The organism is Bacillus sp. Au-Bac7, from assembly GCF_021341655.1.
Lineage (GTDB): Bacteria > Bacillota > Bacilli > Bacillales > Cytobacillaceae > Niallia.
On sequence record NZ_JAJTTG010000001.1, the window covers coordinates 976,061 to 989,430 of the forward strand.

16 protein-coding genes and 1 riboswitch are annotated in these 13,370 nt (G+C 39.1%); of the genes, 5 read left to right on the plus strand and 11 right to left on the minus strand.

From position 1 onward, the window contains the following. Positions 1-25: 25 nt before the first annotated feature. From crcB (LXM54_RS04950) to LXM54_RS04975, 6 genes are all read right to left on the minus strand, one after another. Positions 26-388, minus strand: coding sequence for a fluoride efflux transporter CrcB (gene crcB / locus LXM54_RS04950; RefSeq protein WP_233313975.1), 363 nt, complete (start codon positions 386-388; stop codon positions 26-28). Beyond that, the gene (gene crcB, locus LXM54_RS04955; protein ID WP_233313976.1) at positions 381-761 is read right to left on the minus strand and encodes a fluoride efflux transporter CrcB; all 381 of its coding nucleotides are present in this window, start codon (positions 759-761) and stop codon (positions 381-383) included. Before crcB (LXM54_RS04955) ends, crcB (LXM54_RS04950) begins: the two co-directional genes overlap by 8 nt. A 64-nt stretch (positions 762-825) precedes the next feature. Further along, on the minus strand, positions 826-1,029 hold the full coding sequence (locus tag LXM54_RS04960; RefSeq protein ID WP_233313977.1) for a DUF6501 family protein: 204 nt from the start codon (positions 1,027-1,029) through the stop codon (positions 826-828). A gap of 75 nt (positions 1,030-1,104) precedes the next feature. After that, positions 1,105-1,308: a hypothetical protein gene (locus tag LXM54_RS04965; RefSeq protein WP_233313978.1), complete on the minus strand. Its 204-nt coding sequence runs from the start codon at positions 1,306-1,308 to the stop codon at positions 1,105-1,107. Between the two features lie 81 nt (positions 1,309-1,389). Further along, positions 1,390-1,782, minus strand: a complete 393-nt coding sequence (locus tag LXM54_RS04970) for a gamma-glutamylcyclotransferase family protein (RefSeq protein WP_233313979.1) — start codon at positions 1,780-1,782, stop codon at positions 1,390-1,392. A gap of 24 nt (positions 1,783-1,806) precedes the next feature. After that, the gene (locus LXM54_RS04975) at positions 1,807-2,205 is read right to left on the minus strand and encodes a secondary thiamine-phosphate synthase enzyme YjbQ (protein ID WP_233313980.1); all 399 of its coding nucleotides are present in this window, start codon (positions 2,203-2,205) and stop codon (positions 1,807-1,809) included. A 199-nt stretch (positions 2,206-2,404) separates the two neighbouring features. Between LXM54_RS04975 and sda the strand changes: the two genes are divergently transcribed. Then, positions 2,405-2,542, plus strand: a complete 138-nt coding sequence (gene sda / locus LXM54_RS04980) for a sporulation histidine kinase inhibitor Sda (RefSeq protein ID WP_233313981.1) — start codon at positions 2,405-2,407, stop codon at positions 2,540-2,542. 40 nt (positions 2,543-2,582) lie between these two features. Here sda and odhB read toward each other — a convergent pair whose 3' ends face one another. The 5 genes from odhB to LXM54_RS27890 all read right to left on the minus strand — a co-directional run bounded on the left by odhB (position 2,583) and on the right by LXM54_RS27890 (position 9,416). Continuing rightward, the gene (gene odhB, locus LXM54_RS04985; RefSeq protein WP_233313982.1) at positions 2,583-3,833 is read right to left on the minus strand and encodes a 2-oxoglutarate dehydrogenase complex dihydrolipoyllysine-residue succinyltransferase; all 1,251 of its coding nucleotides are present in this window, start codon (positions 3,831-3,833) and stop codon (positions 2,583-2,585) included. 15 nt (positions 3,834-3,848) lie between these two features. Then, positions 3,849-6,671 carry a 2-oxoglutarate dehydrogenase E1 component gene (locus tag LXM54_RS04990; RefSeq protein WP_233313983.1) on the minus strand — a complete coding sequence of 941 codons (2,823 nt, stop codon included), beginning with the start codon at positions 6,669-6,671 and terminating at the stop codon, positions 3,849-3,851. Between the two features lie 371 nt (positions 6,672-7,042). Continuing rightward, positions 7,043-8,470 (minus strand): HAMP domain-containing sensor histidine kinase, encoded by a 1,428-nt coding sequence (locus LXM54_RS04995; protein ID WP_233313984.1) that lies wholly within the window; start codon positions 8,468-8,470, stop codon positions 7,043-7,045. After that, on the minus strand, positions 8,467-9,159 hold the full coding sequence (locus tag LXM54_RS05000; RefSeq protein ID WP_233313985.1) for a response regulator transcription factor: 693 nt from the start codon (positions 9,157-9,159) through the stop codon (positions 8,467-8,469). The genes LXM54_RS04995 and LXM54_RS05000 overlap by 4 nt, the downstream gene beginning before the upstream one ends. Positions 9,160-9,293: 134 nt before the next feature. Continuing rightward, complete coding sequence (locus tag LXM54_RS27890; RefSeq protein WP_267913289.1) at positions 9,294-9,416, minus strand: hypothetical protein; 123 nt, start codon at positions 9,414-9,416, stop codon at positions 9,294-9,296. Between the two features lie 238 nt (positions 9,417-9,654). Here LXM54_RS27890 and LXM54_RS05005 point away from each other — a divergent pair, with 238 nt between their 5' ends. The 4 genes from LXM54_RS05005 to LXM54_RS05020 all read left to right on the plus strand — a co-directional run bounded on the left by LXM54_RS05005 (position 9,655) and on the right by LXM54_RS05020 (position 13,362). Continuing rightward, positions 9,655-9,837, plus strand: a complete 183-nt coding sequence (locus LXM54_RS05005; protein WP_233313986.1) for an H-type small acid-soluble spore protein — start codon at positions 9,655-9,657, stop codon at positions 9,835-9,837. Between the two features lie 93 nt (positions 9,838-9,930). Beyond that, a riboswitch (SAM riboswitch) is annotated at positions 9,931-10,047 on the plus strand. 184 nt (positions 10,048-10,231) lie between these two features. Then, positions 10,232-11,341, plus strand: coding sequence for a methionine biosynthesis PLP-dependent protein (locus LXM54_RS05010; protein WP_233313987.1), 1,110 nt, complete (start codon positions 10,232-10,234; stop codon positions 11,339-11,341). Then, positions 11,338-12,507: a cystathionine beta-lyase gene (metC, locus tag LXM54_RS05015; protein WP_233313988.1), complete on the plus strand. Its 1,170-nt coding sequence runs from the start codon at positions 11,338-11,340 to the stop codon at positions 12,505-12,507. The genes LXM54_RS05010 and metC overlap by 4 nt, the downstream gene beginning before the upstream one ends. Before the next feature lie 69 nt (positions 12,508-12,576). Next, positions 12,577-13,362 carry a GNAT family N-acetyltransferase gene (locus LXM54_RS05020; protein ID WP_233313989.1) on the plus strand — a complete coding sequence of 262 codons (786 nt, stop codon included), beginning with the start codon at positions 12,577-12,579 and terminating at the stop codon, positions 13,360-13,362. Positions 13,363-13,370 lie beyond the last annotated feature (8 nt).

Here is a 13,370-nt window from a genome sequence, read left to right on the forward strand (position 1 = left end):
GACCTTAGTCCGTCTGCTTTTTTATTTACCCAATATTCGCAGTTAAATAACCAAACCACACAAAAACAAGTCCTCCGCCAAACGAGAGCACTATATACCTATAAAAGGTTATTTTGTTGTTTTCCTTCCACAACTGAACTGCCTCAACAGCCAATGTAGAAAAGGTCGTAAATGCCCCTAAAAACCCGACTGCAAACAACAAATGTACCATTTCACTCACATGCAGTCCTGAAAGTAATCCTAATAAAAAAGAACCAACTAAATTAACTATCAGAGTGGCAACTGGCAAAACAGTAGTGATTTTTGACTTTATGTATTGTATTAACCAAAATCGGCTGATTGCGCCGATAAATCCGCCGATGGCGACTGCACCAATCATGTTAACCATCGTTCTGCCCTCTTTCTGCAAGCTTTGATCCTGTCTTCATTCCGATATAGGCAGCTGCTAGGCCGAGAGATGCACTTGCTGCCATATACATAAATGCCTGCAGTATTTTACCTGATTGCAAAAGGTTCAGTGTGTCGAGACTGAAGGTCGAAAGGGTCGTGAATGAACCGAGAATGCCTGTGCCGACCGCTGTTGCAAGTTCTGGCGGAAAGCTGACTCGGCCAGCAGCATATTTTGTTAAAGCACCGAGAAGAAAAGAGCCTGCTATATTAATACATAATGTATGTAACGGAAAGCTTCCCTGCCCTATGCTGCATAAAAATCTGGCGACACTGCCAATTATGCCGCCTATTCCTACATACAAATAAATCATGAAGTAATCCCTTCTTTCCATTCAAAAAGGAGAAAACATCAGCTGCTTTCTCCCGTTCCCGCTTTTATAAATCTTGAAAATAATCCTTATAAAAACCGCCTACTTTTCCTGAGTTATCAACAATGAAGTAAAACTCTTCTGTTTCATTTTTAACTTCATATGTTTGACCGACAGTCAATACTCTATTAACAATATACTTGCTTGCATCTGTATGTATGCACTTTACTTTTTTAACAGTGTTTTTGTCATTCCAAATTTCATGTATCAATTGATAAAGCCCCTTTCACTTATATACTACTTTAGTATATAGCCAGTAAGCCCTTCAACGCAACAAATCCTTAGCTTAAGACACTAAATTCTTTTCATTATCGAAAAGAAAATTAATGCTGCTTCGGTTGAACGTATACCATTTTCCTGTCGAAGCTTGTTGAAAAGTGATATAGCATTGTTTATTTATCCAGTCCATCCTTTTAAATTCCATTGCTTCATATGTCTGATTTTCCTGTTTAATCGAATATAATATGTTATTTGCCTGTATATTCATCATATATGACCTTCTTTCTATGATGTCGTATAGAATATATATACCACTGGCAAATTGTCCGTTAAACATGATTAAGCCTATTTTTTATTGGCTGAATCTTGAAAAAGCAGTCCAATCATGGCCTTCAATTTCCTCCAAAAGCATTTCCTCTTTATTGCAAGCATATGTAAAAGCCATTAAAGGTTTTTCTTGTCCATAAACCTCTACCTCAACTCTTATATAGAGGCTGTTTTGGTCTCCTGGTGTATAATCTTCAAACTCGTCTAATAGATGCAAATCTGCAGCCGGGACTTCAAATACTTCACCACGCACCCTTTCGTTACCTTTATCTAAACTTAAAAAAGGATAGCCTACCCCTGCATCATACAGCTTGCCATAAATCCACATATTTTCAGCAATACAAGGATAATTTCTCATCATATAGTGATTGATTTGCTGCTTCCTTAAAGTGCCGTAAACAAATAGATAAATCTTCATTTTTATCTCTTCTCCTTAAAGCTTTTAGCTCGGCATAAATTTAAGTGAATAGCTTCTGTGTCTTGGTCCGTCAAATTCACAAAAATAAATACCCTGCCATGTTCCTAAGCATAAACGCCCACTTTCTACTATAACAAGCTCAGATGCTCCGACAGTACTTGCTTTCATATGTGCTGCTGTATTCCCTTCCATATGCCTGTCTTCGTTGACAGTCCAAGGATATACTTCGTCAAAACGACGAATCATATCACGTACTACATCTGGATCTGCATTTTCATTTATGGTAATTCCAGCAGTCGTATGCGGACAGTACACAATGACTATTCCTTCCTTCATTCCATATTCAGTGACTGCTTGTTGAATATCATCTGTTATTTCATACAACATCGTGTGCTCTTTTGTTTCCAATCTTTTGTGAATCATAGCCTGCCTCTCCTCTCCTAATTCTGTATATAACTTAACTTATATCCTTTTTATCCATAACTATAACATGTCTCATTCCATACCACTCCTATATCGTTAAATTTATCCAGCTCCACCTTATCGCTTTTCATTGTCCAAGCATTGCGTTAGTATAAACATTGTAAGAATATTCAATCCATTTATTTAAGGAGGATGCAAAATGAAGATTATGAGCAATGAACAGCTGATTTTTTCTTATCGAGATGCATTAAAGGCCGGAAATGAAGAGGAATGGATTCTTATTTTAAAGGAAGAAATGGACAAACGAGGACTTAAGCCAAATATAATGTCTGAATAAACAAAAAGGGGATGCTTATTTTTAAGCATCCCCTTAATTATTATGCTTCAAACAGTAAGGATTCTGGATCTTCCAGCAATTGCTTAACTCTTGCTAGGAAGGTTACTGCTTCTTTGCCGTCAATGATACGGTGATCATAAGAAAGTGCTAAATACATCATCGGCCTGTTTTCCATTCTTTCATTATCGATCGCAACAGGGCGCATTTGGATTTTATGCATTCCTAATATCCCGACTTGAGGTCCATTTAAGATAGGTGTTGACAGTAGCGAACCAAACACACCGCCATTAGTTATTGTAAATGTGCCTCCTTGCAGGTCTGATAACGACAGTTTATTATTACGTGCTTTATCAGCGAACGTTAAAATATCACTTTCGATCTCTGCAAAATTTTTGCGATCTGCATCGCGAAGAACTGGTACAACTAGCCCTTCATCTGTTGACACCGCAATACCAATGTCATAAAACTTCTTAAGGACAATTTCATCCCCTTGGATTTCAGCATTTAAAAGCGGTGATTTCTTTAAGCATGCTACAACTGCTTTTGTGAAAAAGGACATAAATCCAAGCTTTACATCATTTTCTTTTTGGAATTGATCCTTCCGTTTTTTGCGAAGGTTCATAATATTAGTCATATCCACTTCATTAAAGGTTGTAAGCATTGCCGTATTTTGCTGTACCTCAACAAGCCTTGAAGCAATTGTTTGCCGTCTGCGCGTCATTCTAATGCGCTCAGTCGGTTTTCCTGGGTCTGCTGCTTGTTTAGCCTGCTGCGGTGCTTCTTTTTCAATTGGAGCCTTTTGGACAGGCTGGTCTTTCTTACGGTCATGCTCGATAACATCATGTGCACGCAATCTTCCTAAAGGATCAATGGAAGAAACTTGATTCAAATCAATGCCTTTTTCTCTAGCCAGCTTTCTGGCAGATGGTGAAGCAATTGGATAGCCTTTTGCTTCTGGTTTTACTTGGGGCTGTTCTTTAACAGGCGGTGCTTCCTTTGTTGCTTCTGTTTCGATTACAGCTGCTGGACCTTCAGCTGGTTTGCTGCTTGGTGCAGCATTTTCAGAAACGATTGCGATTGTTTCCCCTACCTGAACTGTATCGCCTTCATTTGCCTTGAGTTCCTGCAGGATGCCGCTTTCTTCAGAGATGATTTCAACATTTACTTTATCTGTTTCCAATTCTACTATGTAGTCGCCTTTTTCTACATATTCACCTGTTTTCTTAAGCCACTGTGCCACGGTTCCTTCTGTGATTGATTCTGCTAGTTCTGGTATTTTAATCTCACCCATCTTAAAAATCCCCCTCTATTCAGTCCATGTCAATGCTTTATTAATAATTTTTGCTTGATTTTTGCGGTGAACAATTGGATCCCCTTCTGCAGGACTCGATCTTCTGCGGCGTCCGATATAATCGAAGGACACAGAATCTTGGAGCAGCTTTTTCACACGTGGTTCCATAAAGCTCCATGCTCCCATATTTTGCGGTTCTTCTTGCACCCATCTGATTTCTTCTAAATTAGGATATTTTATTATGATTTCCTTCAATTTATTCGCAGGGAAAGGATAAAGTTCTTCTATGCGCACACTATGCACCCAATCAGAATCCTCGAGCTGCTTAATTCCTTGATGAAGGTCAATCGCTATTTTACCTGTAGATAAAACAATCCTTTTAACGGCTTGCGGATTTTTGCCAGTAAGTTCATCCTCTACCACTGATTGAAATGTTTCATTGCTAAATGCAGTAGTGCTAGATGCCACATCAGCATTTCGCAGTAGACTTTTAGGTGTCATGATTACTAACGGTCTGACTTCTTCCTTATTCAGGATAGCTGCCTGCCTGCGCAGAATATGGAAATATTGAGCAGATGTCGTAAGGTTTGCAACCGTCCAGTTGTTCTCGGCAGCAGAAGACAAGAAACGCTCCATTCGGCCGCTGGAATGCTCTGGACCTTGCCCCTCATATGCATGAGGCAACAGCATAACCAAACCGGATTTTTGACCCCATTTTGCTCTACCAGCAGAGATGAATTGGTCAAAAATTACTTGTGCAGCATTCGCGAAATCACCAAACTGTGCCTCCCACAGAACGAGTGTTTCTGGTGCAAACACATTATATCCGTATTCGAAGCCAAGAACGGCACCTTCAGAAAGGGGGCTGTTATGGACAGCGAATGATGCTTGGGCAGTTGACAGCAAATGAAGCGGTGAATAAACCCTTCCAGTTTCACTATCATGAAGGACAATATTTCTGTGAGCAAACGTGCCTCGTTCTGAATCCTGTCCTGACAAGCGAATTGGCGTTCCATCTTGAATTATGCTGGCAAATGCTAAGGTTTCTGCCATTCCCCAGTCAATTTTGCCATCTTCAATTGCAGCTTCACGCCGTTTTAAAATTTTCCCGAGTTTATCGAAAATTTGAAAGTTGTCTGGGAACGAAATAAGTTCATGATTGATTTCTTTCAGTCTTTCAGCTGAAATAGTTGTATCAATCAATGGCAAATCTCTTTTCACAGAGTTTGGCGGCAGTGCTTCTTCGTCCATTTCCTCTTTTGTTGGCACCTTTTCATACGCCTGCTTCAACTTGGCAACTACTTCGTTTTTGAACCCATGGAATTCTATTTCAGACAATACTCCTTCTGCTTGTAATTGGCGGAAATAGCTTGCTGTAATCGTAGGATGCTCTTTAATATTCTTATACATTAATGGATTGGTTGTCATCGGCTCATCCATTTCATTATGACCGTATCTTCTATAGCCGATTAAATCAATCAAGAAATCCTTGTTAAAAGCTGCTCTGTATTCACAAGCTAGCTTAGCAGCCTGGATGACAGACTCTGGATCATCTGCATTTACATGTATAATCGGTATTTCAAAGCCTTTAGCCAGGTCACTTGCATATCTTGTAGATCTAGAATCGCTTGATTCAGTCGTAAAGCCAATTGTATTATTGGCAATGATATGAATTGTTCCACCTGTCCGGTAGCCTTTCAGCCCAGTCAGATTAAGTGTTTCTGCAACAATTCCTTGGCCTGGGAATGCTGCATCGCCATGGATGAGAATGGCCTGTGCTGATTGATGGTTTTCTTCTGGAAAGCCTGGTGCCGTTCTATCATCTTGAGATGCACGTGTAAATCCTTCGACAACGGAGCCGACAAACTCAAGATGACTTGGATTATTGGCTAGTGTCAACCGTACATTTGACGTGCTGCTTTTCTTTATTTGCCTGTTCAAGCCTAAATGATATTTCACATCACCAGTCCAGCCGAAGCTGATTCCGATTGATCCTTCTGATGGAACAAGATTCTTATTTGGAGCATGCTGAAATTCAGCAAAAATCATCTCATATGGCTTTTCAAGGACATGCGCCAATACGTTCAGCCTTCCTCTATGCGCCATCCCGATATGTACATTTTTTGCACCATTAACAACAGACTGGGAAATAATCTCATCAAGCAATGGCACCATTGTATCTAGTCCTTCAATCGAGAAACGCTTTTGGCCGACAAAAGTTTTATGTAAGTAATTTTCAAACTCTTCAACCTCTACTACTCGCTTTAACAGCTTCTTTTTCAGCTCTTTATTGCAAGCAGGTTTGAGGCTTCCTGATTCTACCTTTTTTTGGAGCCAGTTTTTTTCGTTAATATCGTTTACATGATAAAATTCAAAAGCGATTTTCTTCATGTAAACATCCTTTAAGTAATTAACAACTTCATAGGCGTTTTTAACTGTGCTTGGTGCATCTTGACAAAGCAATGATGCATCCATTTTTTCTAGATCTTCTTTTGTTAGCTGATAGCGGGACAAATCGAACAATTCCTCTTGCCTATGTACATCTCCCAAAGGGTAAATATCTGCAGCTAAATGGCCATAAGCTCTGATTTTATTCACTAATGTGACTGCTGCAATGACTTTTTCAATGTCCATTTGGTTAGTTGAGGTTACTGCTGGTTTTCGTTCTGTGACTTCCTGCTCTATTGGTGAACCCCATGTTGCGAAAAAATCTCGCATTTCCTCATCAACAGAATCAGGATTTTCTAAGTATTTGTCGTACAGCTCCATTGCGACCCCGAGATTTGGTCCATAAAATGCTGGCTGATAGGAGCTTTTACCACTAGCTGGCTTTCCCATGAAAATTTCCCTCCACCATAATTAGTAACAACTATATTCCCCATATGCTCGCCTTTTACACTTTTCTAGGCGCTTGTCTGATAAAAAATAAAACGTTTACATTTCTATTTTAACACGGTATTGCCTTCGTTACAAAAGATTTCCCCGTTTTAATAGTAAAAATATTGTAAATTTTTTTCACATTGTTTTTAATTGGGCTAAAAACCTTTTATATTAATAAATATGCCAGGGATTTTCGGATAATGTACATTAATTTTATTATTGGAAAATGGATTAAATTATAAAAAAAAACTGCCTTATAAAAGCAGTTTAGAATGTAATCATGCATATGATATTTTGGGTTTTCCTTAATTCATTGCCACTCCTCTTTTTTAAAAGGGGGCAGCAGATTTTTCTATTAAAGCCTTTGGATCAGGCAATGTAATTATTACTTTTGTACCCTCGCCAAGCTTGCTTTTAATTTCGATTGTTCCAGAATAATAATCAACGATTTTTTTAGCGATGGCCAAACCGAGTCCTGTGCCGCCCCGCTCTCTGCTGCGTGCTTTATCTACTCTGTAAAAGCGGTCAAAAACTTTATCGAGCTCATCATGGGGAATTCCTATCCCTTTATCACTTATTTCTAAGCAGAACTGCTTGTCCTTTTTTGCTGTGGAAATGGAAATTTCTTTAACAGCTCCTGAGTATTTAATAGCATTGTCTATTAATATTGTCAGTATTTGTTGGAAATGCTGTTCAGCTACACCGTAAAGCTCATTAGACTGCAGATTAACATGAAACTTAAACTCACGGTGAAGCATTTGGAAGTCCTTAACGGCCCCGCTAATAATCTCCTCCACCTTGTCTGGTGACATATCATTTTCAAGCCGCTGCTGATCCAATCTTGTCAAATCCAGCAAATTGAGAACAAGTTTTTTTAGTTTTTCTGTTTCATCAAGGGATGCCTTTAAAGATTCTTCTAATATTTCCGGGTTATGCTTACCCCATCTGTTCAGCATGGAAAGATGACCTTCCAATATAGAAATCGGGGTGCGCAGTTCATGAGAAGCATCCTCTACAAATTGCTTTTGTGCTTGAAAGGATAGCTCTATCCGATCCATCATATGATTAAATATCGTCGACAGTTCGGAAATTTCGTCCTTTTGCGGGTACACAGGCATTCTTTCTTTAAAGCCTGCACTTTTTATTTTCTTCATTGTGTTTGTCATAATGCTCAGTGGCTTTAACAGTTCTCTTGATAATAAGTAGCCGATAATCGCGCTGATTAAGATGGCCGCAATTGCAAAAAGCATCATCGCAAAGGCCAGATGCTTCATTACGAGTTTATAGGAATCAAGCAGCCTGATAATTTCTATTTCTCCCGAAAATGCCTTTCCCTTTATCGGGTAACTGTATACTAATGATTGCTCCTCGCCAATGGAAATGTATTTCAACTCTTGTTTACTGTCGATTATGTCAGGTTCAAGTATGGGAAAATCGCCGTTAAGATGAGATATAATCACATTTCCGTTATCGTCAACGACACGAATGAGCTGATTCTTCGTGTTCAGCTTTTCTAATGTCGAAAGACTGTTTTTAACATCCTTTTCCGTAATTGACTTATCTTCTGATTCCAAATAGGCAACAAACTCATCCATCGTTTGTCTGACGTCATTTTCCTCCTGGTTCATCAGCCAAGTAGAGACAGTATGGAATTCAAAAAAGGTAAAAATACTGTAAGTCAAAAAAATGCTGGTTGACAACCCGAGTGTTAGCTTCCATTTCCAAGGAAGGAGAGATAGTCTTTTTACGATATTCATCTCATCACATACCCTATTCCTCTTACTGTTTCAATATATTGCTCCTGCCCCGTCGGATCCAATTTATTGCGTAAATAGCGAACATAAACGTCAATAACATTCGTTTCGACTTCTGACTCATAACCCCAAATTTTATTTAAGAGCACATCCCTAGTCAGTACAATATTGATATTGCTCATAAACATGCTGAGAAGATCATATTCTCTTTTTGTTAAAGCAATAACCTCATTTCCTTTTTTGGCTATATGTGATTCTAGCTCAAGTACTATGTCCTTATATGTAAGAACAGTCATTTTTGGTGCCGGCTCTGCTTGTTCACTCGATATAGTATCTATTCTTCTGAACAATGCTCGCAATCTTGCCAAAAGCTCTTCAATTGCAAACGGTTTAACCAAATAATCATCTGCTCCGCTATCCAAACCTGATACTCTGTCAAGAACATTATCTCTTGCTGTAATCATTAAAATCGGCGTATTTTTCACTTGCCTAATTCTTCTGCAAACTTCCATCCCGTTCAGTTCTGGCAGCATTAGGTCAAGGAGAATAACATCCCATTGCTCTGCGATCGCTTTATTCAAGCCGCTTCTTCCATCTGCACAAACTTCTGTATGATAGCCTTCATAATTTAATTCCAGCTCAATAAACCGAGCAAGATTTTTTTCATCTTCAATAATAAGAATTCTCTTCATTTACACCACTCACATCCCAAATTAAGCATACTTCTAGTTTATCATGCAATGTATAAAGACAAAAAGTGTGCAGATCTATTGTATACAAAAAGAAGGAGCGGGATGTGTCCCACCCCGCCTCATTCATTATATTATCATTTGTTTTTTCTATACATAAATGTGTCTTTTATAGCGTGTGTTATGCCCACAATTTGAACTCCGAACAATGAAGCAGCAGTTAAGGATGAAAAAATAATCATCGCATATCGAAATACCATCACTTTTCCTCCTTTAATCCGTAGTGTAGGTTAATGATTAACCCTATTTCCAAGTTGCATTTGTTTTTCTTATTGTTAAATTACACCCCTATTCAAAAAATCCAATGAGAGAAACATTAAAAAAACATTAGAACGCGTTTTCAGCTGAATATTTTTTTTAAAACTACGAAAGCTACTAATCGAACCAATTGGGGTGAGCTAAAAAAGGATAAGCTAGCAAGGATTAGGAGGATATAAGATGAATGTTGGAAGAGCTATTGAAATTATGAATGCTGGTGAAATAGTGCATGTAAGCTATAAAGGAGAACAGATTTTCATTCAAAATGTCGATGAGGATGCAAGAACAGCAAGAATTTATACGAAGAACAATCCAGACCAAGAATTAGAAGTAGATGTGCTGCAACTTATTGAAGAGCAATAAATACCTTTTTATTCAAAAAATAGTGAAAAACCAAAAAAAATGTTGCAATTTATGGAAAGGTATAGTAAATTAAATTCAAATTACATAAGTATTTTCTTATCAAGAGAGGTAGAGGGAATGGCCCGAAGAAACCTCAGCAACCTTCAGCTTGTATACCAAGACTGAAAAGGTGCTAATTCCATCAAGCAATGAATGCTTGAAAGATAAGAAGAATGGCCATAATGATAACACATTACGTCTTCTTCTTATTTTTAGGAAGAGGACTTTTTTATTGCTAAAATTCACTTCGCCTTCCTTCTATTCCTTGAAAGATAATACTCTCGGACAATATCAAACTATTAAAAATAGACTATATATTTCAAATTGTCCGTGAAACAAGAAGGAGTGTATCAATATGTATGATGTAGAAACTAAATTAGCCCAAATCGGCAACAGAAGTGAAAAAACAACAGGAACAGTCAACCCGCCCGTATATTTTTCAACGGCTTTCAGACATACAGGAATCGGCGAATCTACTGGATATGATTATACACGCACAGGCAACCCGACTAGAGAAATCCTTGAGCAGGCAATTGCTGACTTGGAAGAGGGCGACCGCGGTTTTGCCTGCAGCTCAGGTATGGCTGCTATTCAAACGATTTTAGCTTTATTCCAAAGCGGCGATGAATGGATTATATCGAAAGATTTGTACGGCGGAACTTATCGTTTGCTTGAACAAGGGTTTAAAAAATGGGGCCTTCGATGTTGTTATGTAAATACTTCAAACATTGAGGACATTGAAGCAGCCATTACGGAAAACACAAAAGCTATTTTCATCGAAACACCTACTAATCCTCTAATGGAAACAGCAGATATTGCCAAAGCAGCAGAGCTTGCTAAAAAGCATAATATTTTGCTGATTGTGGATAACACTTTCTATACTCCTCTTATCCAGCAGCCGATACGCCTTGGCGCAGACATTGTCATTCATAGTGCCACTAAGTATCTTGGTGGTCATAATGATGTGCTTGCAGGGCTGATCGTAGCGAAAGGCGCGGAAATCTGCCAGGAGCTTGCTCTGCATCATAATGCTGCAGGAGCTGTCTTGAGCCCATTTGATTCTTGGCTGTTAATGCGTGGAATGAAAACATTAGCCCTTAGAATGGAAAAGCATGAAGAAAATGCGAAAGCACTTCAAACATTCCTGCAAGGTCATGATGCAGTGCTTGATGTCCTGTATCCAGGCAGAGGTGGAATGATTTCATTTAGAGTCCATGATGAAGCATGGGTAAATCCATTCTTGCAAAACCTTACATTAATTTCATTTGCTGAAAGCTTAGGCGGTGTTGAGAGCTTTATTACATACCCTGCTACTCAAACACATGCAGATATTCCAGAAAAAATCAGACTGGAAACAGGTGTCTGCAACCGTCTGCTTCGCTTCTCTGTCGGCATTGAAAACATTGAAGACTTAATTAAAGATTTGGATAAAGCCTTTACGATTGCCAAGGAGGTAATAAAATGAGCGAACGATATTCCTTTGAAACGAAACTGCTTCACAACAAACATAAATTCGATCCTGCCACAGGTGCAGTAAGTGTGCCGATTCAGCATGCTTCCACTTTCCATCAACAGGAGATTGATAGTTTTGGAAAATATGATTATGCAAGAAGTCTTAATCCTACAAGAGAAGCACTGGAAGAGATTATTGCAGATTTAGAGGATGGTACAAAAGGCTTTGCATTTGCATCAGGAATGGCCGCTATCTCTAGCGCCTTCCTCCTCCTTTCCCAAGGAGATCATGTGTTAATTTCTGAGGATGTCTATGGCGGAACTTATCGCATGGTAACAACAGTGCTCAATAGATTCGGTATTGAACATACTTTTGTCGATATGACCGATCTTGCTGCAGTTCAAAATGCCGTGAAGCCTAATACGAAGGTTTTTTATATCGAGACTCCATCTAATCCGCTTATGAAGGTTACGGATATCAAGGCAGTCAGCACATTGGCAAAACAAAACGATGCTTGGACGTTTGTTGATAATACCTTCTTAACACCTGCTTTGCAAAAACCGTTAAATCTTGGTGCAGATATTGTTCTGCACAGCGCCACTAAATTCTTGTCTGGCCATAGTGATGTTATTGCCGGTCTTGCAGTTGTCAAAGATGAAGAGCTTGGCAAACTGCTCGGCTCCATCCAAAATTCCTTTGGAGCAGTACTTGGAGTTCAAGATTGCTGGCTGTTAATGAGAGGACTTAAAACGCTACATGTGCGCATGAAGCATTCTAGTGAGGCTGCCGAAACGATTGCTACCTATCTTAACAATCATCCGGCCATTAAAAAAGTCTATTATCCAGGGTTTGCAGATCATCCGCAATATGATATCCAACAAGAGCAGGCTACAAGCCCTGGCGCGGTATTCTCGTTTGAGCTTCACAGTGAAGAAGCGATGCGAACTTTTGTAAAAAATGTAGAGCTTCCAGTGTTTGCAGTAAGCTTAGGAGCTGTCGAGTCCATCCTCTCCTACCCTGCTAAAATGTCGCATGCGGCAATGGATCCAGTAGCCCGTCAAGAAAGAGGAATAAGCGACGCCTTACTTCGCCTGTCAGTAGGCTTAGAAAATCCACAGGATTTAATTGCAGACTTTGAAGCTGCATTAAAGAAAACAGCAGAACTTCATTATATTTAATAAAAAAATTCAGGACTTACATGTCCTGAATTTTTTGCCATCTACAAACCTGTAAAGGAGGGTATGCTGATGCTTCGGCAGCTTACGGTTAAAGACCACCAACAAGTGATGAAGTTTTTAAATCAAGACCCTTCTCTAAACCTTTTCATTATTGGTGATATAGAAGGGTTCGGATATGAGACTTCCTTTCAATCTTTATGGGGCGAATTTACTAATTCAAGCCTTAAAGCTATTCTACTGAAGTTCTATGACAGCTATATAATCACCGCTCAAGATGAAGCTTATGATGCGGATGCTTTTGCTAGCTTGTTAACATCCACTGATAGCATCATCAAGCTGTCTGGCAAGGCGAATATTGTCGCTAAGCTTGAAGACAAGCTTGGAGGCAGACTTGCATCCAAAAACGTACAATTTTTTGCAGAATGTACAAACTCAGTTAAGATGAAGACAAACACATTGCCGATTAAACAAGCAACAACAGCAGACGTAGACAGAATTATGGACTTGCGTTACGGCATATCCGAATTTAAGCAAAATAAGAACAGCCGTGACATGCTTTATAAAGCGATCGCAACAAATACTGGCCGCAGCTTTTATCTCGAGAATAATTTTGGAGAAATCGTCTGCTCGGCTTCTACCACAGCAGAAACCTCTGATTCTGCTATGATTGTTGCTGTTTGCACACATAAGGATTATCGGGGCAAAGGTTATGCTACTGGATTGCTGTCGGAAATGATTAACATTTTACTTCAGGAAAAGCATAGTGTCTGTCTTTTTTATGATAATCCTGATGCAGGCAGAATTTATACAAAAATCGGGTTTAATGAGATCGGTTTATGGGCGATGCATCGGTAACTTCAATA